Raw genomic sequence first — 26,147 nt, forward strand, 5'->3', positions numbered from 1 at the left:
TGCAGTATCCGTGAGTGTTCTATGGTAGCACGATTGGCCGCCTGGAAGATGGGAAGTAACAACATCGCGATCGTTTTCGGGAGTGTGATCCACCTGCACGGGGTGTCGCGGGAGCAATTTTTGGGTAATACGGCCTGGGTGCGGCATGAGGTGCGGCACGTGAGGCAGTACCGGGAAGCGGGCTACTGGCGGTTCCTGTGGCGCTATGTGCGGGACTGGGCCCGCTATGGCTATTATAACATTCCGTATGAGCAGGATGCCCGGCGGGCCGAGGGGAACGCCGGGGAGCTGGAAGGGGTCGAAATACGATAAAGATTCGTTAAAACGCCAGGCCCCGGAGACAAAAATGTTACAACGCGGTTTTTTTCCTTATTTTTACGGTAAAGGCTGATTCTATGGTTAAGAAGGTCACAGAGGGAATCACGATAAGCGTGGAGACGTTTTACCAGCCGGATTACTCCAATCCGATCGGCAGTGAGTTCATGTTCGCTTACCGTATCACTATCGAGAACAATAATACTTTCCCGATAAAACTGTTGCGCCGCCATTGGTATATCATCGATTCCAACGGCTCGCACCGTGAGGTGGAAGGAGAGGGTGTAGTAGGTGTTCAACCGCTGCTGGCGCCGGGCGAAAGCTATCAGTATGTTTCCGGATCCAACCTCCGTACCGAAATCGGTAAGATGTACGGTACTTACCAGATGGAAAACCAACTGAACAAGAAACTCTTCGATGTGAAGATTCCTGAGTTCCAGATGGTGGTTCCCTTTAAAATGAACTAAGGCCTGTACCTGGCTCCGTTGAAGATGAGCATCGCGTCCTGCGTGTTCATGAGTTTTTCCAATGTATAATCTTTGTGGCGCTCCATAAATGCCTGTACGATGTTGTACCCGGTATACGCGCCGATTTTCCCGGGTGCTTCTGCGGGCATCCCTTGCGTGGAGGGGCCTTCTCCGATATAACGCGCGATCGTTTGTCCTTCCCGGTTATACAGCAATTTATTCTCCACGAAATACTGCCAGATCATTTCCTCGTTTTCCTTACAGAATTTCAGTTGTGCCGGTGTGTAGCCGAGGCGAAGGTGTTCGTCCGTTTCGGGCAATACATGTTCCAGCCAGTATTGTTGCTTGCCGAGGTACACCATCTGTTCGGCCAGGGTGGCTTCTTCGCGGGGAGCGTCGAGTTGCTGGTAGAGGACGGTCATGGCGTTCACGGGGATGTTCTCCGGCGTGAAGCGCCGCACCATGTATTCCGGCAAATCGGGGATGAGCTTGTATACCGGGAAATCCGCACCCATGTACATATCCAGCCCGATTCCCAGGATGGTATCCATGGTAATGGCGCCGTAGTTGTTGATGGCGGAAATGAACGTGAGCACCTGGGGAGCGTGGAATTTGGGCTGGTAATGCTTCGCGAGGCGGAAGGCCTGCTGCAGCTCCTTTTCGAGCGGGCTTTGGTCGGCGAAATGCTTTCCTACCGAATCGTTCAGGGAACGGATGTCCGGATTCGTGAGGAAGCTGCGCACCGCTGCGGTGAGGCCGGCGCTGTCTCCCGTATTGGGCAGGAAAAGAATATGCGAGAAATAATCGTTGGTGAATCCGGGGTACAATTCCTGCAACAATTTTACACCGCCGGCAACGTTAGTGGTATCGATACCGGCAAATGCCCTGTCGAACCGCTCGATTTTGACCGTGATGGGAATGTGACTGACGTCGGGGACGGGTTTTTTACGGCTACAACCCGCCATGGTGGCGGAAATGAAGATCAGGGTATACAGGATATATATTTTACGGTACTTTTGCATCGCCTATAATAACTTTAGAAATGGTAAAAATATTGCATCGGAGCGTATTCCGGAAATCCTTTATGATGGCCGCCATCTTGCTGGCGTCGGCCGCTTCCCTCTCCGCACAGTCTTTTAGCGAGCGTATGTCAGAAAAATCGGGCCGGAAGGTGCGTTTTGGTTTTAAGATCGATCCCGGGGCTTCGTTCCTCAATCCCCAGGAATCCGGCGTAACCCGCAACAGCGGCCGTTTTTATTTCAGCTACGGCGTGCTGGCGGATTGGTTTATCGATAATGAAGAGCGATATGCCGTGGCGTCTGGTGTCCAGGTTACCCATCTTGGCAGCGTGATGCAATACGAAGCCGGCAAAGGTCTCAACGGTTTTGCGACCACTTCCGCGGAATACGATCTGCGGCTGCAATATATCGAAGTGCCGGTGATGCTGAAGCTGCGGACCACCGCGGAGAAAGGTTTCGACTTTTACGGGCAGTTCGGCGGAATCGTGGGCATGCCCATCCGCGCACGCGCCAATGTAATCAGCAACATGCAGCGGTTCGAGAAACAAGGCGTGCTCCGGCAGATACAGCCGCTGACCGCCGGGATGCTCCTGGGCGCGGGGATCGAATATCCCCTCAGCGAAACCCTCACCGGCGTGGTGGGCATCAATTACCAGAATAATTTCGTGGATATCACCCGCAACGGCAAATGGAACGATGGCCGGGTGACCGCCAACAGCTTCATTTTACGGCTCGGGATATATTTTTAACCCTCTTTAGTCCGTACCTTTGCCAGACAAAAAAAGTACGGATGAACATATTTCTCGCCCAGCAGAATTATCATATCGGCAACTTCGAAGCCAATACGGCCCGGATCATCGAAGCGATCCACGCCGCAGAGGCCCGTGGGGCCGACCTGGTCGTGTTTTCCGAACTATGCGTGTGCGGTTACCCGCCCCGGGATTTCCTGGAGTTTGAAGACTTCATCGCCCGGAGTTACGCCGCCATCGACGAAATCCGGAAGCATACGCAGAAAACCGCCGTACTGGTGGGAGGGCCGCAGCGCAATCCCCACCGCGAAGGGAAAGATCTCTTCAACGCCGCATTCTTCCTCTACGAAGGCGAAATCAAACAGGTGGTGCAGAAAACCCTGCTCCCCACCTACGATGTATTCGACGAATACCGGTATTTCGAACCGGCGTTCGAATGGAACGTCATCCCTTTTAAAGGAAAAAAGCTGGCAGTTACCATTTGTGAAGACATCTGGAACCTGGGCGACAACCCGCTGTACCGGATCTGTCCCATGGACCGCCTCATCCTCCAGGACCCGGATGTGATGATCAACCTGTCGGCCTCACCCTTCGATTACGACCACGACGAGAGCCGCCGCGAGATCATCCGGGAGAATGTGAAGAAGTACGGCCTGCCCATGTATTATTGCAATACCGTAGGCTCGCAAACGGAGATTGTGTTCGACGGAGGATCGATGGTCTTTGACGCGGAAGGGCAGATCGTGAAGCAATTATCGTTTTTCGAAGAAGATATGGCGGGCGTGGAGCTGGAAGCCCTCGGGAAGAAGAAACCCAATCCCAATGCGGTGATCGTCCCGAATTCGGTGATGGAGGAGCTGGTGTTCGACCATAACATTGAACGCATCCGGCAGGCCATCGTGCTCAGCATCCGCGACTATTTCCATAAAATGGGTTTCAAGCAGGCTATCCTGGGTTCTTCCGGCGGGATCGACAGCGCTGTGACGCTGGCGCTGGCCGTGGAGGCCCTGGGCAAGGAGAACGTCCGCGCCATCCTCATGCCTTCGCCTTACAGCACGGAGCATTCGGTAGACGATGCCGTGGCCCTGTCGAAAAACCTGGAGAATCCTTACGACATCATCCGCATCAACGATATTTACGAAAGCTTTTTGCAGACGCTGGAGCCCCATTTCAAGGGGCTGCCTTTCAACGTGGCGGAGGAAAACACACAAAGCCGCATCCGGGGCAACCTGCTGATGGGGCTGTCGAACAAATTCGGGTACATATTGCTCAATACGAGCAATAAAAGCGAGTTGTCGACCGGCTACGGTACGTTGTACGGCGATATGGCGGGGGGCTTTCAGTGCTGGGGGACCTCTACAAGATGCAGGTTTACGCCCTGGCGCGGCACATTAACCGCGAGCGGGAGATCATCCCGGTGAATATCATCGACAAAGCGCCTTCGGCGGAGTTGCGGCCCAACCAGAAAGATTCCGACAGTTTGCCGGAATATGCGATACTGGACCGCATCCTGTATCAGTATATTGAGCGGCGGCAAGGGCCGAAGGAGATTATCGCCCAGGGGTTCGACGCCGCGCTGGTAGCGCGCACGCTGAAGCTGGTGAATACCAACGAATACAAGCGGAACCAGTTTTGCCCGATCATCCGGGTGTCGTCCAAGGCCTTCGGGATTGGCAGGCGGGTGCCCATTGTAGGGAAATATTTGAGTTAAGGGAGAACCCCGTTATCTTTGTCCAAATTCAATATTCATTATAAAATGTTACAGGTACAATTTATCCGTCAAAACAAGGAGCTGGTACTCGAACGGCTGGCCGTGAAGCATTTCGCGGACGCGGTTGCGGTAGTAGACGAAGTGCTGGCCCTCGACGATCAGCGCAAGAAACTGACGCTCGAATACGATGAAACGCAAGCCAAGGTGAATTCCGCATCAAAAGAGATCGGAAAACTCATGGCATCAGGCGATAAGTCGGGCGCGGAATCCCGCAAGCAGGAGGTGGCTGCCTTCAAGCAGGCGCTGGGCCCGATCGACGAGCAACTGCGTTCGACGGAAAAATTGCTGCACGATACCCTAGTGAAGCTCCCCAACCTGCCCGGCGCCGACGTGCCCAATGGCAGAACGCCGGAAGATAACCTGGAAATCCGCCGTGGTGGCGATATCCCCACCCTGGCGGAGGGCGCCGTTCCGCATTGGGACCTCGCAAAAAAGTACGATCTCATCGATTTCGAGCTGGGCAATAAAGTGACCGGCAGCGGATTTCCTTTCTATAAAAACAAAGGCGCCCGCCTGCAGCGCGCCCTCATCAGCTATTTCCTCGATTTCAACACAGGTAACGGTTACACGGAATTCCTGCCGCCGTTTATGGTGAACGAGGCTTCGGCATACGGCACCGGCCAGCTACCCGATAAGGAAGGCCAGATGTACCACATGCAGGAAGATAACTTCTACCTGATCCCCACTTCCGAAGTGCCGCTGACCAACGTTTTCCGGGACGAGATCCTCAAAGAAAGCGAGCTGCCGGTGAAGATCACGGCTTACAGCCCCTGTTTCCGCCGGGAGGCTGGTTCTTACGGCAAAGACGTGCGCGGCCTCAACCGCCTCCATCAGTTCGAAAAAGTAGAGCTCGTGCAGATCGTACATCCCGACAAATCGTACCAGGCCCTGCAGGAAATGGTATCGCATGTGGAAAAACTGTTGCAGAGCCTCAACCTGCCTTACCGCATCCTGAATCTTTGTGGCGGCGATATGAGCTTCGCTTCTGCGCAGACTTTCGATTTCGAGGTATGGTCCGCCGCGCAGGAGAAGTGGCTGGAAGTATCTTCCGTTTCCAATTTCGAAACGTTCCAGACGAACCGGATGAAGGTGCGCTTCAAGGACGAAAACGGCAAGAACCAGCTGGTGCACTCGCTGAACGGCAGTTCGCTCGCTTGCCCCCGCATCATGGCCACATTGCTGGAAAACAACCAGACGCCCGACGGCATCCTGCTGCCGGAAGCACTGCACAAATATTTCGGGGCCGACAGGATCGCGTAATCCGCCCTTCGGCAGTCCTCAATTAAAACGCCCGGTCAGGCAACCGGGCGTTTTTTTTATGCGTATAGCCATGCGTTACAACAGGATTTAATGGACCGGCTTTGAAAATTTTCCTTTAATTTGTTGCAGGTCAAAAATGCAAATTATGAAAAAACTCATCCAGTTATCGTTCCTCGCCGTAGTGCTGTGGGGATGTGCCGGTGGCATCAACCCCAAGAACACGGCCAAGGTGGAAGCAGCTTTCGCGAAGTATGAAGATTCGGACGGCAAGGCCATTTTCCGTGAGAAATGCGCCAAATGCCACCACTACAAACTCCCCGAAACCAAAACCGCGGAGAAATGGCCAGGTATCATGGACAGGATGGCCCGCAAAGCCAAGCTGAACGACGACCAGAAAGCGGCTGTAGTGGCGTTTGTGACCAAACACGCCAAGGCATCCTGATAACCAGCGCAAATGCAATGAACCGGCGGCCGAAAAGCCGCCTTTTTTATGCCCGTAAGCCAGACGGGTGCAGTATATTTGTCGCATGCGCCACTTCCTTCCCAATGGTAAACAACTGGTCATCCGTCCTCCCCAGGTTACGGATGCGCAAGCATGTTTACACACTTTCCAGGCGGTAACGGGGGAAACGGATTTCCTGTTGTTTACGCATGAGGAATCGTTGCAGTACGACCTGGCGAAGGAAGAAGCGTTTATCCGTGCTTACATGGATAACCCGAACAACATGTTTCTGGTGGCGGATGTGGAAGGGGATATCGCCGGGATGGTGAGCCTCAACCAGGGGCGTACGCGCAAGCAGCACCACATGGCGCTGCTGGGCATCGCGGTACTGCATAGGTATTGGAACATGGGCATCGGGCGGCGTTTGCTGACGTCGGCCATCCGCTGGGCGGAAGCACATCCCCGCATCGCCATCATTCATTTTGAAGTGCTGGCCAACAACGAAAGGGCGATCCAGCTGTACAGGAATTTCAATTTTACCGAACATGGCCGCATTCCCCAGGGTATCATCCAGCCGGATGGTTCCACGGTGGACCTCGTGGTGATGAGCAAAAGAATCAAACCCATATAACGACCGATGAAAGCTTTTCAGGGTTATTACTCCTATGAAACGCCCGACCATATCCAGGGCGCCGATGTAACCGTTACGAACAAACGCATAGAAATCCATCTGAAGGATGCGCATGGCAATCCCCGCACCGTGTTTTGGTATTGGGAAAATGTGGTGAAGGGAGAGGAGCGCCCGGGCGGGTGCGTCCTCCATCACACCGGCCGGCCCTTGCAAACGCTGATCGTTCCCAACGGCGATTTCGCGCCGCTCGCAGCCATGCAAATGGCGAAGAAACGCAGGGTGTTCCCCGTGGCGTATGTGACTTTCTTCGCCACGGCGCTCATCGTAGTGGGGCTCGTGGTGGCCGCTTTTGTCTGGATCGTACCCTGGCTGGCCGGCAAAGCGGCCAACGCGCTGCCGGTGGAATACGAAGTTTCCATAGGCGAGGAGGCGTATCAATCCCTCATCAAAGCATATAAAATCCTGCCAAAGGAGACGGAACAGGTTAATACTTTTTACAAACAGATGGGCGTTTCGTCGCCGTACCCCATCAAAATTACCGTGGTGGATCTCGACCAGTCGAATGCGTTCGCTGTTCCCGGCGGGCATATCGTCGTATACAGCGGCCTGCTCAAACGCATGCGGCATCCCGAAGAACTGGCGGCGCTGCTGGCGCATGAAAGCTCGCACATCAACCTGCGCCACACCACCCGCTCCCTGATGCAGAGCCTCGGCACTTTTACCGCGGTAAGCCTGATTTTCGGGGATGTAACGGGGATGGGAGCCGTGCTGGTGGAGAACGCCAGCCAGCTCAAAAGCCTCGAATACTCCCGGAGTCTCGAAAAGGAAGCGGACCTCAACGGCCTCATCATGCTGAAAAACCAGCGGATACCAGGCAATGGGTTCGGACTGTTGTTTAAAACCCTCGGCGAATCCGGCGGCAGCGCGCCTTCGGAATGGCTTAGCTCGCATCCCGACCTCGACCGGCGCGCGAAATATGTGGAAGAGAAGATCATACAACCCGAACCGACCATGCCGGCAGTGCTTACAGCAACCTGGGAACAGATCAGGTCTGGTTTGAAATAAAAATATTCACGAAATTTAAGTAGCAAAAAAGCAGGGGAAAAATGAACCGTTACGACAGACAAATCAGGCTGGACGGCTTCGGCATCGAAAAGCAGGAAATACTGCGTGCCGCTTCCGTGCTGGTGGTAGGCGCCGGCGGGCTCGGCGTGCCGGTGCTCCAATACCTTACCGCCATGGGTGTAGGGCGGATCGGGATCGCGGAAGAAGATACCGTTGCCGTCACCAACCTGCAACGGCAGGTGATCTATACCGTCGCCGACGAAGGAAAGCCCAAGATCGCCGCGGCCATCGCGCGGCTGGAGCAGCTCAATCCCGAAACCGTTTTTGTTCCGCACCCCCAATATCTCAGCACGGCAAACGCTCTCGATATCATCGCGCAATACGACCTCGTAGTGGATTGCTCCGACAACTTCGGCACCCGCTATCTCATCAACGACGCCTGCGTTTTGCTCGGAAAGCCTTTCGTGTACGGTTCCATTTTCCGGTACGAAGGCCAGGTCAGCGTACTGAACTACAACGGCAGCGGTACTTACCGTTGCCTGTTCCCCGAACCGGGCGACGCGCCGGATTGCAACGACGTGGGTGTGCTTGGGGTGCTCCCCGGCATTGTCGGCTGTTACCAGGCTTCCGAAGCGGTGAAAGTACTCACCGGCATCGGGGAGCCGCTGGCGAACCAGTTGCTGACGATCCAGTTGCTAGACAATTCCCACCAGGTGTTCACCTTCCAGCCGCAACCCGGCAACCACGATATTACCGCATTGCAGGACAGTTACGGCAACTTTGTCTGCGACGCGCGCACCCTGCAGCTGCTCACCGTCCAGGAGCTGAAAAGCTGGCTCGATGAAGGGCGCGACTTTCAGCTGGTGGACGTCCGGGAGAAAGACGAATGGGATTATTGCCATATCGATGGGGCGGTCCATATTCCCATGCGGCGGGTGGCGGCTTCATTGTCCACCCTTTCGCGCGATACGCCGGTAGCCATGATCTGCCACCACGGGATGCGCAGCCGGGCAACGGCCGAATTGCTGTTGCAGGCCGGGTTCCCGGACGTATATAATGTTACGGGCGGGATACATGCCTGGGCGAGCGAAATCGACCTTTCCATGGTGCGATATTGAACGGTGGAACGGTATTTGCGTTTTTTTCAGCTTTCGGAGGATGGCCGGTTAAACTTTGGTCATTGTTGATCCGTCTTACCTGAAAATATTTCCGCATATGCCAGTTGTTCCCTTGCAGACACAAATGCAGCATCTGGGCTGGAGGGCCGGTTTCGGCGAAGGCCTTCCCGAGATACGGTCCTGGATGAAGAAGAAGCGTAAGGAAGTGGTGAAGAAAGTGATCCTCGGCCCGCAGTCTGCCCCGTCGCCCATCCGCGTGATGGACGAAACCGATCTCCCCGATTACCAGCGTCAGCGCAACATGGGTGCGGAAGAGCGCAAAATGGTGCAAAAGCTCAATACCGACGGTATTAAGGATCTCAATGTTTTATGGACGCACGCCATGATCACCAGCGATCATCCGCTACAGGAAAAGATGGCGTTGTTCTGGCACGGGCATTTCGCCTGCCGCACGCAAAATGTGCTCTTTAATCAGCAGTTGCTCGATACCCTGCGCCGCCATGGCCTGGGTAACTTCGGGATGTTGCTTAGCGAAGTGTCCAAATCCCCCGCGATGCTGGGCTTCCTCAATAACCAGCAAAACCGCAAGCAAAGGCCGAATGAAAACTTCGCGCGGGAAGTGATGGAGCTTTTCACTTTAGGGCGCGGGCATTACACGGAAAAAGACGTGAAGGAAGCCGCCAGGGCTTTCACAGGATGGGGATACGACGAAATGGGACAATTCCGGTTCCGGAAGAACGTCCACGACGAAGGCGCCAAAACCATCCTCGGCAAAACCGGGAATTATAATGGCGACGACGTCATCAACATCCTCCTCGAACAAAAACAAACCGCCCGGTTCATCACTGGAAAAATATACCGCTACTTCGTACACGAAAACGGCAACGAAGCACGCGAACAGGAGCTCGCCGAAAAGTTCTACCGCAGCGGCTACGACCTCCGCGCGCTCATGGAGAACATCTTCATTTCCGATTGGTTTTATGACGATAAAATCGTGGGCACCCGCATCAAATCGCCGGTGGAACTGATCGTGGGCCTGCGCCGGGCCGTGCCCATGCAATTCGAACAGGAAGAGGCCATGCTGGTGTTCCAGCGCGTACTCGGGCAAACACTCTTCTATCCTCCCAACGTGGCCGGATGGCCCGGCGGCAGAAACTGGATCGACAGCTCCAGCCTCATGTTCCGCCTGCGCGTTCCGCAAATCATCCTCTATTCCCAGGAACTGAACGTCAAACCGAAAGAAATCACACCTGAAATGGGTGAGGGGCAAAATTATAAAATGACGATGCAGGTGAACGAATTGCTCAAACGGCAATATGCCCGTCGCGTAAACGCACAGGTCGACTGGCAGCCGTATGTGGACGGATATAAAGACGTGAAGCGGGAAGAACTGGCGGATGCCATCGCGCAGTCGCTGCTAGTGCGCAGCAAAGGTATCGACCGGCAGCTGCTGGAAAAATATTCCGATGCTTCCACGCGCGAGAACTATATTAAAACGGTAACGATCGACGTGATGAGCACGCCGGAGTACCAAATGTGCTAACACTGAAACTATCGAACATGCTCATTCACAGACGGCGATTTTTACAGGTAGGTTCCCTGGCTTCGGCCAGCCTCATGCTCCCCAAATTCCTCAAAGCGATGGAACAGGGGCAATTCGTGCCCCCGGGCAATAAAGTACTGGTGGTTATCCAGCTCTCCGGCGGCAACGACGGCCTCAATACCATCATCCCCTACCGGAACGATATTTACTACAAACTCCGCCCGCAACTGGGCATCAAGCGCAACGATGCCCTCGCCCTCAACGACGAGCTGGGTATCCATCCCGCCCTGAAATCTTTCAAAAACCTGTACGACGACGGCGCCCTGGGCGTCCTCAACAACGTGGGTTATCCCAACCCCGACCGCTCGCATTTCCGCAGCATGGATATCTGGCAAAGCGCCAGCGATTCCAAAGACTACTGGGGAACCGGATGGCTGGGCCGTTACCTCGACGCGCAATGCCAAGGGTGCGACAAACCCACGCAGGCCCTTGAGATCGACGATACCCTCAGCCTCGCCATGAAAGGCAACGAAGTGAAAGGGCTCGCGCTCACCGATCCGCAACGGCTGTACGGCGCCAGCAATGATAAGTATTTCCGGGAGCTGCTCGCTAAGCAACGGCACGACGACGAGCACCACAACGTGGATTACCTCTACAAAACCATGGCGGAGACGATCTCTTCGGCGGGCTATATCCAGCAGCAATTCAAAACGTACAAAAGCAAGGAAAACTATCCCAACAGCGAACTGGGAAAGAATATGAAAACGATAGCCGAGCTGATCATGACCGATATCAATACCAGCGTGTATTACGTTTCCCATGGCAGCTTTGATACGCATGTGGGCCAGCAAAACCAGCAGCAGCGGCTATTCTCGCAACTCAGCGATGCACTGGAGCCCTTTGTGGCGGATCTGAAAAAGAACCACCGGTTCGACGATGTACTGGTGATGACTTTCAGCGAATTCGGACGGCGGGTGGCGCAAAACGCCAGCGGCGGCACCGATCATGGAACGGCGAATAATATGTTCCTTATCGGCGGCGGGCTCAAAGAAAAAGGCGTCCTCAACGCCGGGCCGGACCTTACGCAGCTGAAAGACGGCGACCTCCAGTACAAGGTGGATTTCAAATCAGTGTACGCCACGCTGCTGAAAAAGTGGCTGGGAGCCGACGACAAGGCCATCCTGCAGCAATCCTACGAACATTTGTCATTTATCTGACCGCGTATACAAACCAAAAAATGAAGGCCTCCTGCTTTTGCGGGAGGCCTGTTTTATTGCGGGAAACGTCATGTTATTTTGAATAGTGATCGTATACGGCTTTTGCGATCTTAGCGATCACGGATTCGCGGACGCTTTCTTCCGCCGGGCTCATGCCAACGAATACGACCACGGCTACCTGTTCGTTGTTGGGCAGGGTGATGATGCCAGCGTCGTTGGTGGCGGAACAGATACCATCTTTGGTGGGACCGCTACCGGTCTTATGGGCAACGGGAGTGCCGGCAGGCAAAAGTCCGGGCAGGCGTTTGGCGCCTGTGGTGGTGGCGAGCATGGTATTCATCATGAAATCGTTGCTGGCTTTGGAAAGCGCGGTGCCTTTATGCAGGATATCGAGCAGGTGGGTGTAGGCGGATGCATTGCCCCAGTTCAGGAACTGGTTCTCCCAGTTGCGTTGCATATCCTGTTCGGAAAAAGCGATTCCCATATTGCTGACGCCGAGCCCATGGACGAAATCGTTGGTGAACCTGGGCCCGCCGGTTAGTGCCAGCAGCACATCGCAGGCCACGTTATCGCTTTTGCAAACCATCAGGTAGATGAGATTGGCGATGGTTTTCTCTTTCGTGCCTTTCGGAAAGCTGTCTTTCAGCGGGCTGTAGGTGTCCCAATAATCTTTGGTGGAGACGGGAACGGTTTGTTCGAGTTTCAGTTTGCCTTCGTCGACCTGTTTGAGGACAGCCATGGCGATGGGGAATTTGAAAGCGCTTTGCATGGGGAGGCGCGCGGTATCGTTAAGGGTGAGGGTATCGCCGGTGCCGAGGTGCCGGATGGATACGCCCACGGTGCCGCCGGCTTCGGCAGCGATCGTGGCGATCTGCTGGCGGAGGGAATCGGTGGATGCGGGAACGGAAGAAACGGTCAGGCTGTCGGACGCAGGCTGTTTGCCGCTATTGGCGCAGGCAGACAGGAGGAAGAGGGCGGCGGCGGAAATGATGACGGGTCGCATATTGAGTGTGGGTTTAGGCCGGCAAATTAAGCCAAATGATTTTTGGACCGCACCGTTATCCCTGATTTTTTTTCGGGTGATGATGGAAGCCGACGAGGTACATCTGTTTCCGGTAATCCCTGGGCGCCATGCCGGTCGATTTCCTGAAAGCTTTGGAGAAGTGGGAAAGATCACTGAATCCAAGCTTGGCGGCGATTTCCGCGTAGTTCATCCGCGTGGTGGCCATGAGGTATTGCGCGCGTTCGATCCTTTTTTCATGGATATGGTTCAGCGGCCGGGTGCCCGTGTAGGCTTTGAATTGCCGGGAAAAATAATCCGGGTGCAGGTTGATGCGGGAAGCGAGGAAATTGACCGTTAGCTCCGCATGCATGTTCAGCTCGATGTAATCCAGCGTTTCCGCCAGTTTAAGCGGGATCATCTTCGCGGGCTGACTATCGGGGATGTTCGGGTTGAGAAATTTGGCGGTCAGCTGCCAGAGGATGCCTTGCGTTTCCATGGACACGGAAATGTTCTGGAGGTTGTTCAACTCCTGGTATTCTTTGTAGTACACGTCTTTTTCGTACACCTTCGGATTGTCGGACCGGTTGATGCCCCGGCCAGGATTGATTTCCAGGAGGCGGTTGAACAGGAGCCGGTCGGTTTCCGTGGCCGTTAACTTCCCGATGCTGCGATGTTGCGCAAACAGGGAAATGCCGTCGGTGGAATCTTCGAAGAACTGCACGAAATACTGGTCCAGATAATTCTCGCAACGCATGTTGCAGAGCGTGAAGCTGGGGATGATGTAAAGAAAACCCGGCTCCAGTTTTACCGTTTCTCCCGCACCGGAAAGGATGCCTTCGCCCTCGTGGATATAGTAAATGCGGTAGTACGGGCTGATAACGTGCTGGTAGTTCCACCGGGTGTCGAGCATCACGCGGTCTACATTCAACAAGGTGAAAGTATGCTGGAATTTTCTTTTGATCATGTCGTGGAGAATGTAAGGTCAAATTAAGGATAAACATGTGATTAATGTAAACAGCAGGTCGGATTTGTACAAAAAAAGTCCATTTGAGGCAAGTTATTGGCCGGCGATTCGTAGTAAGTTTGAATTCACGTTAAGAAATACTAAACGGCAGGCCGGCCACGCGGCTGCATCGGCATCATTGATTTACGGCTAAAAGTTTTGCATTGATATGAAAAGAAGAACCTTGGTAAAGGGCGTACTTACCGGCATTCCATCGTTATTGATTACCGGCGCTTTCGGTCGTTCGTTTTCGCTGACCGATACGCTGATGGCGGAAATGGCGGGTCCGTTCCGGGCCAACTGGCAATCCCTTTCAAATTATGTTGTTCCCGAATGGTACCGCGACGCCAAGTTTGGCTTGTGGGCGCACTGGGGGCCGCAGTGCCAGCCGGAATTCGGGGATTGGTACGGTCAGCAGATGTACCACGAAGGTGGTGCGGTGTACAAGTATCATTGCGAAAAATACGGGCATCCTTCCAAATTCGGGTTCAAGGATGTGATCAACGAATGGAAAGCGGAGGACTGGAACCCGGAAGAACTGCTGTCTTTATACAAAAGCGCCGGCGCGAAATTCTTCGTGGCCATGGCCAATCACCACGACAACCTGGACCTCTATCCGAACAAATATCAGCAATGGAATTCCACCCGCGTTGGCCCCCGCAAAGATATCATCGGCGGCTGGGCGGCCGCGGCACGAAAAGCAGGGCTTCCTTTCGGCGTGAGTGTACATGCCTCCCACGCCTGGACATGGTTCGAAGCTGCGCAGAAGGCGGATAAGAACGGTCCGCTCGCCGGCGTCCCTTACGATGGAAAACTAACCGCTGCAGACGGGAAAGGGACCTGGTGGGAGGGATTGGATCCCCAGGAGCTTTACGCCCAGGATCATCCGCTGAGCGAGCCGGGAGGCGACCATCTGAAGAAATGGGACTGGGCCGACGGCGCTTCCGTTCCTTCGAAAGCTTACGCCGATAAATTCTACAAACGCACCCTTGCGCTCATCGATAATTATGATCCGGATCTCGTGTATTTCGATGATTCCGTATTGCCGTTGTGGCCTGTCAGCGATGTGGGGTTGCGCATCGCCGCGCATCTCTACAACCGCAGCATCCAAATGAAAGGCAAGCTGGAAGCGGTGCTCACCGGAAAAGGGCTTGATCCGCAGCAACGCCGATGCCTCGTCTGGGATATCGAGCGGGGGCAAAGTCACGCCATCGAACCGCTGCCCTGGCAAACAGACACCTGCATCGGCGGCTGGCATTACGACCGGCGGATTTACGAAAACGACCGCTATAAATCGGCTAAAACCGTCATCCATACGTTGTGTGATGTGGTGAGCAAAAACGGCAACCTCATGCTCAGCGTTCCCGTGCGCGGCAACGGCACCATCGACGAGAAGGAACGCGCCATCGTGGAAAACATCGGTGCCTGGCTGAAAGTCAACGGCGAGGCGATCTACGGCACCCGGCCCTGGGACGTGTTCGGTGAAGGGCCCGCCATAGCCGCGGCTACGGCGCTCGGCGCGCAGAACTTCAACGAAGGAAAAGGTAAAGCTTTCACAGCCGAAGACATCCGCTTCACCAAAAAACAAGGTACGCTTTACGCCATCCTGCTGGGCTGGCCAGCGGACAACAAAACCCTCATCAGCAGCCTCGCCGGTAAAGGAAAAGTAACGGCAGTGCGGTTATTGGGGCATGATGCAATGCTTACTTTCCATCAAAACGATAACGGCCTGGAAGTGCGGCTGCCCGGTAGCGCCCCGGGCAAAGAAGCCTTCGTGCTGAAAATAGAAGGCGCCATCGCCTGACGAAAAGCCAAAGTCGGAAATTTACAACACCACCTTGCCAAACCGGTTCCCGTGGACCGGAAGGGAATGCCATTGCCATCTGCCAGGAATATCAATCAAAATCAATACATACTCCAATTCCACAAATCATCTAAAACAGACGTTATGAAAAATTGCTTGCAGAGGGTGATCCCTCCCGGCATATCATGGAATGTTCCAGGCGTGCGTAGTGGCATCGCCTTACTTACTTTATTGTTATTACATTTTTCTCACGCTTCGGCGCAGCAAACGGTCAGGGGCCGCGTAACCTCCGCGGACACCGTGGTGAGTGGCGTGACCATCCAGCTGAAGGGCACTGCCGTGGGCACACAAACCAACGCCCGCGGGGAATTTAGCATCAACGCACCGGGCAATGGCATACTGCTCGTGAGCGCCATCGGGTTCGCAGGGATGGAAGTGCCCGTGGGCGGGCAGTCCAATCTCAACATCGCATTGCAGTCCGCCGATCAGCAACTGAACCAGGTGGTGGTGGTAGGTTACGGCACGCAATCACGGCGGAAGCTCACGAGCGCGGTAGTCACCGTGTCGGGCGAAGAACTGAATAAAAGGGTGGCCACCAACCCAACAACCCTGTTGCAAGGGCAACTGCCCGGGTTGCAGGTGGTCCAGGGATCGGGAGAACCGGGTGGGGAAAACGTCCGGCTGCGCATCCGCGGTATCAGCACCTTCAGCGGCGCAGGCAACGATCCGCTGGTGATCGTGGACGGTTTGCCAGGGAACCTCGCGGCTTTGAACCCTAACGACATAGAATCGGTCAGCCTGTTGAAAGACGCCGCATCGGCCGCTATCTACGGGTCGCGCGGCGCCAACGGCGTCATTGTCATCAAAACCAAAAGAGGGCGCGAAGGCGGGTTCACGCTCAGTTACAATTTCAACCTGGGCATTTCCAACCCCACCAGCATCCCGGACGTGATCACGAACTCCGCGGAATACATGCGCCTCTCCAACGAAGCTTCCGCCAACTCCGGCAAGCAACCCATCTACACCCAGGCGCAGATCGATCTGTACGAAAACGCCACCGACCGCGTGAAGTATCCCAACCACAACTGGCTCGACGATCTCTTCGTGACCGCCTATACCAAAAATCATTACCTGAATATGTCCGGCGGCAAGGACAATACAACATACAACCTCGGGATCGGGTACACCGACCAGCCTGGCACGATGATCGGGTTCGAATACAAGAAATATACGATGAACCTGGGGCTGTCGTCTAAAGTAAACAAGCGCGTGACGCTGGGCACCAACATCCAATTGAATTACGGTAACAAAGTGAATCCGCGGCAGGGGGCCGACGATAGCTTCCTTTCCACGCTGGCGCAGTCGCCTTTATATCCACCCCGCGCGGCAGACGGGCGCTGGATCATGAAAGCGTATCCGGGCGAAGCGGGTAACAAGAATATCCCGGCAATTGTGGGCGAAAACGTTCGCGCGCGGAGCGAAGATTTTTATATCCAGGGGAATATCTCCCTGGACGTGGAATTAATCCGCGGGCTTACCTGGGAGAACAGGGCCGGCGGCAATTTTGATGCTTTCAAGTTCAGCGATTTCCGCCCGGTAGTACCCATCTACTACTACAACGATATGTCTTATGCCGGGCCCCTGGATGTAGGGACGCCAGGCTTCAATGTGAAGAGGACGGATAGCGCTTATCTCGTGTATTACAGCCAGCTGAATTTCAGGAGGACTTTCGGAGAGCATTCCCTGTCGGCGCTGGCGGGCTACCAGCAGGAGTACAACAAAGGCAGCAACCTTTCGGCGGGAAGATTGCAATACACCACGAATTTCCTGCATGAGCTGAACGCGGGGCCCAACCCCGGCATGACGAACAGCGGCGCTTCTTCCGAATGGGCCATCCGTTCTTTCTACGGCAACGCCAACTACGACTTCCAGGATAAATACCTGTTTGGCACCAGCGTCCGCTACGACGGCACCTCCCGTCTGCCTTCCGATACCCGCTGGGGATTGTTTTATTCCTTTTCCGCGGGATGGCGCATCTCCAAAGAATCATTCCTTCAAAACGTAAGCTGGATCAACGATCTGAAGCTGCGCGGTTCCTGGGGGAAACTGGGTAACCAGAACATCGGTACCTACCCGTACCAGGCTGTTCTTGACGACAGGGCTTATGCCTTCGACGGGAAAGTGATTCCCGGATACAGCGCCAGCATGCTCGTGGAGCCCACGCTCACCTGGGAAACCACGCAGGTGCTCGATATCGGCGCCGATCTTACCGCCTTCAATAATAAACTGAACGTCACTTTCGACTGGTTCAATAAAAACACTTATGACATCCTCCGCAAGTCGCAGGTGCCGCTCTGGCTTGGCCTGGATGCGCCTGTTCTCAACAACGGTTCCGTCCGCAATAAGGGCATTGAAGTCGGTGTGAATTACAGGGGCAATATCACGCGAGACCTGATGTTTTCCGCCGGCGGCAACGTCCAGATGTACAAAAACACGCTGGAGAAATACGGCAAGCGCGAAATTCTCGGCAATAATATCCGGGAAGAAGGCAAGCCACTGGACGAATATTACCTCTATATCTGGGACGGCATCTTCCAAAGCGTGGATGAAATCGCCCGTTCTCCCAAGCAGCCGATCGCGCCCAGCCCGGGCGATCTGAAGATCAAAGACGTCAACGGCGATGGGATCATCAGCGACCTGGACCGCACATACGTCAACGGGAAGTATCCTTCCTTCCAGTATACCGCCAACCTCGGCCTCAACTGGAAGCAATTCGATTTCAGCGCAATGCTCTTCGGTTCCGCCGGGCAGAAGATCTATGTGAACGGATGGGGTGCGGAGCCTTTCCGCCAGGGATCGATGCCAACAACAGATTGGCGCAACCGCTGGACGCCCACCAACCCCACCAACACGATGCCCAAAATTTACATCGCGGACAGCTACAACCCAGTACAGGGCTACGCTTCCACCTACTTCCTGAAAGACGCGTCGTTCCTGCGGTTGAAAAACCTGCAGTTGGGATATACACTGCCATCCAGCCTCACACGGAAAGCCGCCATGAAATCGCTGCGCGTGTACTTCTCGGCCGACAACGTTTTCACGGTGAGCGATTATCCCGGGCTGGATCCGGAAAGGGCAGGAGATGGTTTGTATGTGACGTATCCGCAGGTCCGCACATTCACTTTCGGAGCGATGGTGCAATTCTGATTACTGGGTTATTAAATTTTTTATCATGAAGTCAATTATCAAAAATATATACATCGCATTGGGCTGCGTGCTGGTTTTCGGCGCGTGCAAAGACCTGGACGTATCGCCTACAGACAGGCTGCCCCGGTCCATTTTCTGGAAATCGGAAGCAGATGCGGATTTCGCATTAACGGGGCTTTACAATTTCCTGTATATGCCCGGCGGGAACTGGGCGTGTTCGCAATACAACATTTACGCGTGGGACACTTATACCGACGACGCCTATGGCCAGCATGATTATGGCGGTGGGAGAAGCGCCGGCAGTTCCGGTCTTACGCCCAACACGAAGGCGTATGTGGAAAGTTATTACACGAACAACTACAAAGCCATCGCCGCCGCGAACCACTTCCTTGCAAACGTGGAGAAGGTGATCAGCGGCGACAAACTGAAAATTTATAAAGCGGAAGCGTATTTCCTGCGCGCTTTCAACTACTTCTGGCTGGCACAGCTGTATGGCAATGTGCCCATCGTGAAAGATGATCCCTTCACCATCGACTACACCACGGTGTTGGGGAAATCCACGCGCGAACAGGTGCTGGCTTTCGTGAAGGAAGACCTGGATCTCGCTATTGCCGGGCTGCCGGATGTAGGATATTCGAACGGCCACGCGGTGAAGGGAACGGCGCAGGGGTATAAAGTGCGGGTGTTGCTTTTCGAGAAGAAGTTCGCGGAAGCCGCGGCGCTGGCGAAGGAGATCATCGACGGGCAAAAGTTTTCGTTGAATGATAATTATGCCGCTAACTTCTACAAGCCCGGGCAGAACAGCAGCAGGGAAATCATGTTCTCTGTGAAATACCTCCTGCCCAACGTTCCGCACCAGGATGCGCCGCTGGCCGCTACCACGTTTGCCTGGGGCGGCTACCTCGGCACCCAGGACCTCCTCAACGAATACGAAGCCAACGATCCCCGCAAAACGATGACCTGGTTTTCGGACGGCGATACCAAGGCGGAAGGTTGGCCCTTTACGGGTGATATGTCCGTAGCGACGCCCGGCAAAGGCGGATGGCTGCAGGGTTATCACATGCCGAAGAAATGGCTGACGCCGGGGATCGAAAACCCGTCTTCCGGCACGCTGGACGACAACGACTTCGTGCTGTTGCGCTTCGCGGACGTGAAGCTGATGTACGCCGAAGCGCAGAACGAAGCGGTAGGTGCCGATGCTTCCGTTTACCAGCAGGTCGATGAAGTGCGCGACAGGCCGGGCGTGAACATGCCGGGATTGCCGGCAGGGCTGTCGCAGGCGCAGATGCGGGAACGGATCCGCAAGGAGCGGCGGGTGGAATTTGCGCTGGAAGGATTGCGGTACTTCGATCTCCGCCGCTGGGGCATCGCCACGCAAAAGCTCAATGGTTTCGTGACCAATCCGCTCGCGCCGAACATCAAACTGAAATATGAAGACAAATACCAATACTGGCCCATTCCGCAAACAGAAATCGACCGGAATGCGCCTGCATTGAAACAGAACCCGGATTACTGATCCACTCGTGCTACTCCTCTATGTATAAATTGAAATTTCCGGAGATCATCTTCGGAACCAGCGGCCTGGGAAACCTTTACGAAGCATGGCCACAAAGCGTCAAGATGGAAGTCATCGGCGAATGCGTGCTACATGCGCCGGGGCCGTTGGTTTTTGATTCCGCCGGGAAGTACGGCGCGGGCATGGCGCTTGAAACGCTCGGGGCCGGACTGAAAGCCGCCGGCGTGGCGCCGCGCGATGTCGTCATCAGCAACAAACTAGGTTGGCTGCGAACACCGCTGCAAACACCGGAACCAACTTTCGAGCCGGGCGTGTGGAAAAACCTGCAGCACGACGCGGTGCAATCCATCAGCTACGATGGCATCCTGGCCTGCTATGAACAAGGGGACAAGCTGTTGGGGGATTACCGGGCCAACTGGGTATCTATTCACGATCCCGATGAATATCTTGCCGCGGCGCCGACGCTCCAGGAAAAGACGGAACGCTTCCGCGACATTTTGGGCGCCTGCGCTGCGCTGCAGGAATTAAAGCGGGAAGGAAAGGTGACAGCGGTGGGTATCGGCGCCAAAGACTGGACGGTTATCCGGGAAATATGCCGCCATACAACACCCGATTGGGTGATGATTGCAAATAGCATGACGATGCATTCCCATCCCGGAAGCCTCGTGGAATTCTTGCTGCAGCTGCAGGAAATGGGGGTCGCCATCATCAATGCGGCGGTTTTCAACGGCGGATTCCTTACCGGCCTGGATTATTACAATTATCAACCCGTTGCTGCGATAACCCATCCGCAACTTTTCCGCTGGCGCAAATGGTTGTACGCGGTCTGCGATAAGTTTGATGTAAGCCCCGCCGCGGCCTGCATCGCTTTTGCGAAAAGGGCGCCAGGCGTTCAGAGCATCGCGCTGAATATAAGCCGCCGCCATAGCGCGAAGCACCATGCCGCTACAGCCCAAACCCAGATCCCCCTTGCATTCTGGCAACAGCTGGTGGCGCAGGGCTTGATCGATGCGGGATTCGCGGAAACCTATCTTTACGAATAGCTATCGCATATGAAAAGACACTGTTTTGCCCTCGATCTGAAGAATGATCCGCAATTGATCGCCGAATACGAGCACTGGCACAAAAACGAAAACGGTTGGCCGGAGGTCCGCAAAAGCATCCTCGACGCCGGCATTTACGACATGCAAATCTACCGCACCGGTAACCGCCTGTTCATGATCATGGAAACGGCCGACGATTACCGGAGCGAAGAAAAAGCCGCCCTGGACGCCGCCAATCCGAAAGTCCAGGAATGGGAAATGCTGATGTGGAAATACCAGCAACCCCTGCCCTGGGCTACCGGCAACGAGAAATGGGTGGGGATGGAACAGATTTACCAGCTTTAGTAACGTGGATACGATAACGTCCGAAAGTGAAACCCCCTCACCGATTCCGGCCGGGGGCTTTCTTTTGCTCCGTTGTGGAGGCTGAAAAGAAAAATCCCCCCGGAATTGCGGGGGGATTTTCTATTATGGTATGGCGGGCGATGTGGCCACCCTGTATTTGACTTTAAAATAACCGTGCGTGATGGTGTGTATGGTTCCCAGATCCATCGACACTGCCGATCCGAGGAATTCGCCTTCCACGAGGTCGCCTGAAACACGGTGAACGGTGACCGACCATGTGCCGGAAGATTCGTCGGCTTTGAGGAAATCCCTTGAGGGAAATCTTTCCATGGTGAATGCGTTGCCGGGCTGGGCGTTGGTATAAACGCCGGGCACAAGCTTTTCGTTATGCGCCAGCACGTGGATATAGACAACGTCTTTTGTCTTTGTTGCGCCCTGGATGAGCAACTGGGCCTTGTCGTTCGTGGGGTCGGTGTCGGTTATATCCCCGGGTGAGTAATAGGCCAGGTTTGTTTGTTCGGACAGTATGACTTCGTTGTTCATCCGGAAGGAGATGAACCGGCGCTCGGGTTCCTCGGTTTCGGAGCTGCAACCCGTGCAGAAAAGCAAGGTGGCGAGCAACGCGAGGGTGATGGAACGGAGGGGCATAGGAGGTTAAAATTTATAGTTTATCAATAGAAACTTGTTTCTGGCGGCCGATGCGGTACAGCATATAGCCCATGGCGCCGAAGAACAATACTCCCAGCAGCTGGTACCCGCCTGCGCCGAGCGCCCGCTGGAGCCCTTCGTGCGCGCTCACTTTGGCGAGCGTTGCCGAAATATTGTCGTTCACGGAAAGGATCGCAACAATCACCCCGGCTACCGCGCCTCCTGCCACGAGCCCCGTGGCAAAGAGGTTGCCCTTGCCGAGTTCTTCTTCTTCAGCGGAAAGCTGGATGCCGGAGCGTTTCTGCCTCCAATCTACCAGCCCGCGGATGGCGCCGCCGATAAAGATTGGCAATGTGGTGGAAAGCGGAAGGTAAGCGCCTACTGCAAAAGAGAGGGATTTTACGCCGCAGAGTTCCAGGGTGATAGCGATGAAAACGCCGACCAGTACAAACTGCCAGTCGAGATCCCCGCCGAGGATTCCTTTGATGAGCGTGGCCATGAGCGTTGCCTGGGGCGCAGCATAGGTGGGGGATCCGATGGCGTGGGTGATGCCCTGGTCCATCATGGCTTTGGTGGGCGTGTCTAGGTAGTGGACCGTCCAACCGATCACCAGCGACGAAACGATGGCGCCAACGAACAGCGCGATCTGCTGGTTGCGCGGCGTAGCGCCCACGATGTACCCGGATTTGAGGTCCTGAGAGGTAGCGCCGGCATTGGCAGCCGCGATGCAGATCATTCCACCCACCACAAGGGCCATGGGCTCATATACTTTGCCCGTCCAGCCAACGGCGATGAAGATCAGGCAGGTGCCCATGATAGTGGCGATAGTCATCCCGGAAATGGGGTTGTTGCTGGAGCCGATCAGCCCCACGATGCGGGAGCTCACCGTGACGAAGAACGCGCCGAAAATCACCACCAGCAGGCCTACCAGCAACTTATTAAGGATGGATTCACCCGGCAGCTGGGGCAGGAACGCCATGAGGAGTACCAGCACGATGCTGCCAATGATAACATATTTGAAAGAGATGTCTTTTTCGGTACGGGGTACGTTGCCGGTTTCGCCTTTCTCTTTCAGGGAGCCAAGGCTGTCTTTGAAAGAAGAAATGATGGTGGGAATGGTTTTGAGCAGGGTGATGAAACCGCCCGCCGCCACCGCGCCCGCGCCGATTTGTTTAACGTAGGCCTGGTAGATGGCCAGTGACCAGTCGTTAAATGTATGCGTGGAGGGATCCCATGCGCCGGGCCCGCCAGGCGTCTGGAGATTCGCCAGCATGCCGAGTTTTACGAGCTGGGCGGCTACGATGTCGCCGGGGATGAGGGAGGCCAGCAAGGGGATGAGGCAAAGCCACGCCAGTACGCCGCCAGCCACGAGCACGCCTGCGATTTTAGGCCCGATGATATAGCCTACGCCCAGGTATTCCGGCGTGATCTCACCGGAAACTTTGGCGGAGGGGAAAATCTTGTTGGCCTGTTTGGTCATGTACGCCGGTGTTTCCGCGATCACGTGCAGTACTTTCTGCAACATGGCATATACCAGCGCCACGCCCAGCCCGATAAAGGCCGTTTTGGCGAAGGTGCCGCCCTTTTCGCCCGCCTTCAGTACCGAAGCGCAGGCCGTTCCCTCGGGATAAGGCAGGGTTTCGTGCTCTTTTACGATGAGCGACCGCCGGAGGGGGATCATCATCAGCGTTCCCAGCAAACCGCCGAAAATGGCCAGCACGAGGATGGTAAGGTAATCGAAATACTTTTCGCCGCTGCTGATGCCGCCTTCGCCGGCGGAAAGGAAGAGGAACCCCGGCAAGGTGAACACCACGCCCGCCGCTATGGATTCGCCCGCGGAGCCGGTGGTCTGGATGATATTATTCTCCAGGATAGTGGTTTTGAAGAACTTCCGGCCCAAAGTAATGGCGATTACCGCGATAGGGATGGATGCCGATACCGTAAGGCCGGCCTTGAGCGCCAGGTAAACAGTAGCGGCGCCGAAGATGATGCCGGCCAGGCAACCCAGGAGGATCGACTTGAGCGTCAGCTCCTTCATCTTCATTTCCGGGGCTACGAAAGGTTTGAATTTCGACGACATAAGCAGTTGTTGGTTATTGCAAAGGCTAAATATAGGATTTTATCGTGTTGTGTAAATAAAAAGCATGCAGGGCCGGAGGGCGCTGCATGCTTTTTTATCAACTGGAGATGGCACGGTTACGCCGCCGCCATCATTTTTTGCAGTTTTTTGGTCAGCAGGAACAGGATAAGCGCCGCCACGCCCGACATGCCCACGAACAGCATGAAGAACTCATACAGGTTGCTCATATGGTAGCCCAGGAAAACAGTGGTTTTGCCATCGGGGTACAGTGCGCTGAGCTCACCGGCTAATTTATTGGCGATGGCGTTGGCCAGGAACCAAACAGCCATGAGCAGCGAAGCGAATTTGGCGGGCGCCAGTTTGTTCACCAGTGCCAGGCCGATGGGCGAGAGGCAAAGCTCGCCCCAGGTATGCAGGGCGTACATGCCGATCAGGTACATCATGGTCACTTTCACGCCCGGCGCCACATCTTTCACGCCAAAAGCGATAACCAGGTAACCAATGGAAAGCAGCAGCAGGCCAATCGCCATTTTGGTGGGGGATGAAGGCTCGTATTTGCCCAGTTTCAGCCAAAGGAAAGCGAATACCGGTGCAAAGGTTACCACGAAGATCGAGTTGAGCGACTGGAAGGTGGAAGCGGGGATCTCGTTCAGGAAGATCGTGGACTGGCCTTTCACCAGGAAACCGATATTGACATACACCAGGTACCCGATACAGGCGGCCAGCAGGATGTAAATGATGTATCGAACGCCCGGGGGATCGTTTTGCAGGTGCTTACGCGCGCCCATATAAGCTTTGGCCAGCAGATAGATCAGTGCGGCGGAAAGCGCCGAAATTAGCCATACCGGGATATTCCAGTTGAGCATACGGTTGGTTTGCTCGTCGGCGAAGAAGGTCAGCGAAGCGCCGGCCTGCTCAAAGGCGGACCAGAAGAAAATCACGAAGAAGGCGACGATGAAGATCACGAGGATCCTGGTTTTTTCGCCCTTGGTAAGTTTCTTGTCGGAGAAAATCATGTACCCGATCGCCAGAACGGCTATAAGCAGGAGATAGGTGATGAACGGAACGATCCGCGCATCTGTATACAGCATGCCGATCATGGCGGCAGACATGACGAACAGACCAATGTAAGTCAGAATGGCTTTGCCTTCCTTGGCGTCTGCCGGGCGGACACCGAGCGGGGAGCCGTCCGGGCGGCGGATGTAGAAGTCTTTCAGCCACTGGAAAACGATCACGCTGAGCAGCATGGCGATACCGGCGGCGAGGAAGGACCATTTGAAGTCGGTGGGGTCGCCGGTGTCGCCTACGGCGCCGCAGATGGCGGGGCCGAGGGCTCCGCCCACGTTGATTCCCATGTAGAAGATGGTGTAGGCCGCATCGATCCGGCGGTCGCCTTCAGGATACAATTGCCCTACCATCGAGGAGATATTGGGTTTGAAGAACCCGTTGCCTGCGATCATGAAGCCGAGGCCGGAGAAGAAGAGGAAGGTGGAAAGTTGTGGCGATGAAGTGTAAACGGATGCGCACCCGAACAGGAGGAATTCGCCCAGCGCCATCAGGAGGCCGCCGATGATGATGGATTTGCGGTTGCCCCAGTAGCGGTCGGCTACGAAGCCGCCGATGAGGGGAGTAAGGTACACGAGGCTGGTATAGCTGCCGTAAAGGCTGGAAGCGAACGCTTTATCGAAAGCGAGCGCTTTGGTCAGGAACAGCACGAGGATGGCGCGCATCCCGTAATAGTTGAACCTTTCCCACATTTCCGTTGCAAACAACACATACAACCCCTTTGGGTGCCCGGTTTGAGGAGCCCGTTGATTCATAAATGGTCAGTTTAGATTTGCTTTCTTGACGATATTACAGTTTCTGAATACAGTTACTTGCTAAAAATAGGCGGAAAGATA

Annotated in this window: 21 protein-coding genes and 1 pseudogene; 16 read left to right on the forward strand and 6 right to left on the reverse strand. The window is 55.0% G+C overall.

Going from position 1 to position 26,147, the window contains the following annotated elements; translation table 11 throughout:
• The first annotated feature begins 21 nt into the window (after positions 1-21).
• Both WJU16_RS15545 and apaG read left to right on the forward strand, forming a co-directional pair.
• Entirely contained in the window at positions 22-312 is a 291-nt protein-coding gene (locus WJU16_RS15545; protein WP_341834405.1) for a DUF4157 domain-containing protein, read from the forward strand.
• 83 nt (positions 313-395) lie between these two features.
• The gene (gene apaG / locus WJU16_RS15550) at positions 396-782 is read left to right on the forward strand and encodes a Co2+/Mg2+ efflux protein ApaG (protein WP_109699698.1); all 387 of its coding nucleotides are present in this window, start codon (positions 396-398) and stop codon (positions 780-782) included.
• Here apaG and WJU16_RS15555 read toward each other — a convergent pair.
• A complete protein-coding gene (locus WJU16_RS15555) occupies positions 779-1,804 on the reverse strand; it encodes a hypothetical protein (protein ID WP_341834406.1) in 1,026 nt (341 codons plus the stop codon). The two genes, apaG and WJU16_RS15555, sit on opposite strands and share 4 nt — an antisense overlap.
• Positions 1,805-1,866: 62 nt before the next feature.
• Here WJU16_RS15555 and WJU16_RS15560 point away from each other — a divergent pair, with 62 nt between their 5' ends.
• The 9 genes and pseudogenes from WJU16_RS15560 (at position 1,867) to WJU16_RS15600 (ending at position 11,597) form a co-directional block, all read left to right on the forward strand.
• A complete protein-coding gene (locus WJU16_RS15560) occupies positions 1,867-2,550 on the forward strand; it encodes a porin family protein (protein WP_341834407.1) in 684 nt (227 codons plus the stop codon).
• A 41-nt stretch (positions 2,551-2,591) separates the two neighbouring features.
• Positions 2,592-4,261, forward strand: a pseudogene (locus WJU16_RS15565) (NAD+ synthase).
• A gap of 45 nt (positions 4,262-4,306) precedes the next feature.
• A complete protein-coding gene (serS, locus tag WJU16_RS15570) occupies positions 4,307-5,581 on the forward strand; it encodes a serine--tRNA ligase (RefSeq protein WP_341834408.1) in 1,275 nt (424 codons plus the stop codon).
• Positions 5,582-5,726: 145 nt separating this feature from the next.
• Positions 5,727-6,023, forward strand: a complete 297-nt coding sequence (locus WJU16_RS15575) for a hypothetical protein (RefSeq protein ID WP_341834409.1) — start codon at positions 5,727-5,729, stop codon at positions 6,021-6,023.
• Between the two features lie 85 nt (positions 6,024-6,108).
• Positions 6,109-6,654: a GNAT family N-acetyltransferase gene (locus WJU16_RS15580; protein ID WP_341834410.1), complete on the forward strand. Its 546-nt coding sequence runs from the start codon at positions 6,109-6,111 to the stop codon at positions 6,652-6,654.
• Between the two features lie 6 nt (positions 6,655-6,660).
• Positions 6,661-7,719, forward strand: coding sequence for a M48 family metallopeptidase (locus WJU16_RS15585; protein WP_341834411.1), 1,059 nt, complete (start codon positions 6,661-6,663; stop codon positions 7,717-7,719).
• A gap of 41 nt (positions 7,720-7,760) precedes the next feature.
• Positions 7,761-8,837, forward strand: a complete 1,077-nt coding sequence (locus WJU16_RS15590) for a ThiF family adenylyltransferase (RefSeq protein ID WP_341834412.1) — start codon at positions 7,761-7,763, stop codon at positions 8,835-8,837.
• Between the two features lie 97 nt (positions 8,838-8,934).
• Entirely contained in the window at positions 8,935-10,380 is a 1,446-nt protein-coding gene (locus WJU16_RS15595; protein WP_341834413.1) for a DUF1800 domain-containing protein, read from the forward strand.
• 17 nt (positions 10,381-10,397) lie between these two features.
• Entirely contained in the window at positions 10,398-11,597 is a 1,200-nt protein-coding gene (locus tag WJU16_RS15600) for a DUF1501 domain-containing protein (RefSeq protein ID WP_341834414.1), read from the forward strand.
• 73 nt (positions 11,598-11,670) lie between these two features.
• Here WJU16_RS15600 and bla read toward each other — a convergent pair whose 3' ends face one another.
• Positions 11,671-12,600, reverse strand: a complete 930-nt coding sequence (gene bla, locus WJU16_RS15605) for a class A beta-lactamase (RefSeq protein ID WP_341834415.1) — start codon at positions 12,598-12,600, stop codon at positions 11,671-11,673.
• Positions 12,601-12,655: 55 nt separating this feature from the next.
• Positions 12,656-13,564, reverse strand: a complete 909-nt coding sequence (locus tag WJU16_RS15610; protein WP_341834416.1) for an AraC family transcriptional regulator — start codon at positions 13,562-13,564, stop codon at positions 12,656-12,658.
• Positions 13,565-13,772: 208 nt separating this feature from the next.
• Here WJU16_RS15610 and WJU16_RS15615 point away from each other — a divergent pair, with 208 nt between their 5' ends.
• The 5 genes from WJU16_RS15615 (at position 13,773) to WJU16_RS15635 (ending at position 21,518) form a co-directional block, all read left to right on the forward strand.
• Positions 13,773-15,407 (forward strand): alpha-L-fucosidase, encoded by a 1,635-nt coding sequence (locus tag WJU16_RS15615; protein ID WP_341834417.1) that lies wholly within the window; start codon positions 13,773-13,775, stop codon positions 15,405-15,407.
• Positions 15,408-15,551: 144 nt separating this feature from the next.
• Positions 15,552-18,614, forward strand: a complete 3,063-nt coding sequence (locus WJU16_RS15620; RefSeq protein WP_341834418.1) for a TonB-dependent receptor — start codon at positions 15,552-15,554, stop codon at positions 18,612-18,614.
• Between the two features lie 25 nt (positions 18,615-18,639).
• Positions 18,640-20,130, forward strand: coding sequence for a RagB/SusD family nutrient uptake outer membrane protein (locus tag WJU16_RS15625; protein ID WP_341834419.1), 1,491 nt, complete (start codon positions 18,640-18,642; stop codon positions 20,128-20,130).
• A 20-nt stretch (positions 20,131-20,150) separates the two neighbouring features.
• Entirely contained in the window at positions 20,151-21,173 is a 1,023-nt protein-coding gene (locus WJU16_RS15630) for an aldo/keto reductase (protein ID WP_341834420.1), read from the forward strand.
• Between the two features lie 9 nt (positions 21,174-21,182).
• Positions 21,183-21,518, forward strand: a complete 336-nt coding sequence (locus WJU16_RS15635; RefSeq protein WP_341834421.1) for an L-rhamnose mutarotase — start codon at positions 21,183-21,185, stop codon at positions 21,516-21,518.
• Positions 21,519-21,641: 123 nt separating this feature from the next.
• On the opposite strand, the gene WJU16_RS15640 is transcribed toward WJU16_RS15635, so the two are convergent.
• From WJU16_RS15640 to WJU16_RS15650, 3 genes are all read right to left on the reverse strand, one after another.
• Positions 21,642-22,166 (reverse strand): hypothetical protein, encoded by a 525-nt coding sequence (locus tag WJU16_RS15640; protein WP_341834422.1) that lies wholly within the window; start codon positions 22,164-22,166, stop codon positions 21,642-21,644.
• Positions 22,167-22,179: 13 nt separating this feature from the next.
• Positions 22,180-24,246 carry an OPT family oligopeptide transporter gene (locus WJU16_RS15645; protein ID WP_341834423.1) on the reverse strand — a complete coding sequence of 689 codons (2,067 nt, stop codon included), beginning with the start codon at positions 24,244-24,246 and terminating at the stop codon, positions 22,180-22,182.
• A 116-nt stretch (positions 24,247-24,362) separates the two neighbouring features.
• The gene (locus tag WJU16_RS15650; RefSeq protein ID WP_341834424.1) at positions 24,363-26,066 is read right to left on the reverse strand and encodes a peptide MFS transporter; all 1,704 of its coding nucleotides are present in this window, start codon (positions 26,064-26,066) and stop codon (positions 24,363-24,365) included.
• Positions 26,067-26,147 lie beyond the last annotated feature (81 nt).

It is taken from the genome of Chitinophaga pollutisoli (assembly GCF_038396755.1).
Taxonomy (GTDB): domain Bacteria; phylum Bacteroidota; class Bacteroidia; order Chitinophagales; family Chitinophagaceae; genus Chitinophaga; species Chitinophaga pollutisoli.

Coding starts and splice junctions, on each gene's coding strand:
- WJU16_RS15545 (WP_341834405.1), top strand. CDS start 22: ATGGTAGCACGATTGGCCGCCTGGAAGATGGGAAGTAACAACATCGCG.
- apaG (WP_109699698.1), top strand. CDS start 396: ATGGTTAAGAAGGTCACAGAGGGAATCACGATAAGCGTGGAGACGTTT.
- WJU16_RS15555 (WP_341834406.1), bottom strand. CDS start 1,804: ATGCAAAAGTACCGTAAAATATATATCCTGTATACCCTGATCTTCATT.
- WJU16_RS15560 (WP_341834407.1), top strand. CDS start 1,867: ATGATGGCCGCCATCTTGCTGGCGTCGGCCGCTTCCCTCTCCGCACAG.
- serS (WP_341834408.1), top strand. CDS start 4,307: ATGTTACAGGTACAATTTATCCGTCAAAACAAGGAGCTGGTACTCGAA.
- WJU16_RS15575 (WP_341834409.1), top strand. CDS start 5,727: ATGAAAAAACTCATCCAGTTATCGTTCCTCGCCGTAGTGCTGTGGGGA.
- WJU16_RS15580 (WP_341834410.1), top strand. CDS start 6,109: ATGCGCCACTTCCTTCCCAATGGTAAACAACTGGTCATCCGTCCTCCC.
- WJU16_RS15585 (WP_341834411.1), top strand. CDS start 6,661: ATGAAAGCTTTTCAGGGTTATTACTCCTATGAAACGCCCGACCATATC.
- WJU16_RS15590 (WP_341834412.1), top strand. CDS start 7,761: ATGAACCGTTACGACAGACAAATCAGGCTGGACGGCTTCGGCATCGAA.
- WJU16_RS15595 (WP_341834413.1), top strand. CDS start 8,935: ATGCCAGTTGTTCCCTTGCAGACACAAATGCAGCATCTGGGCTGGAGG.
- WJU16_RS15600 (WP_341834414.1), top strand. CDS start 10,398: ATGCTCATTCACAGACGGCGATTTTTACAGGTAGGTTCCCTGGCTTCG.
- bla (WP_341834415.1), bottom strand. CDS start 12,600: ATGCGACCCGTCATCATTTCCGCCGCCGCCCTCTTCCTCCTGTCTGCC.
- WJU16_RS15610 (WP_341834416.1), bottom strand. CDS start 13,564: ATGATCAAAAGAAAATTCCAGCATACTTTCACCTTGTTGAATGTAGAC.
- WJU16_RS15615 (WP_341834417.1), top strand. CDS start 13,773: ATGAAAAGAAGAACCTTGGTAAAGGGCGTACTTACCGGCATTCCATCG.
- WJU16_RS15620 (WP_341834418.1), top strand. CDS start 15,552: ATGAAAAATTGCTTGCAGAGGGTGATCCCTCCCGGCATATCATGGAAT.
- WJU16_RS15625 (WP_341834419.1), top strand. CDS start 18,640: ATGAAGTCAATTATCAAAAATATATACATCGCATTGGGCTGCGTGCTG.
- WJU16_RS15630 (WP_341834420.1), top strand. CDS start 20,151: ATGTATAAATTGAAATTTCCGGAGATCATCTTCGGAACCAGCGGCCTG.
- WJU16_RS15635 (WP_341834421.1), top strand. CDS start 21,183: ATGAAAAGACACTGTTTTGCCCTCGATCTGAAGAATGATCCGCAATTG.
- WJU16_RS15640 (WP_341834422.1), bottom strand. CDS start 22,166: ATGCCCCTCCGTTCCATCACCCTCGCGTTGCTCGCCACCTTGCTTTTC.
- WJU16_RS15645 (WP_341834423.1), bottom strand. CDS start 24,246: ATGTCGTCGAAATTCAAACCTTTCGTAGCCCCGGAAATGAAGATGAAG.
- WJU16_RS15650 (WP_341834424.1), bottom strand. CDS start 26,066: ATGAATCAACGGGCTCCTCAAACCGGGCACCCAAAGGGGTTGTATGTG.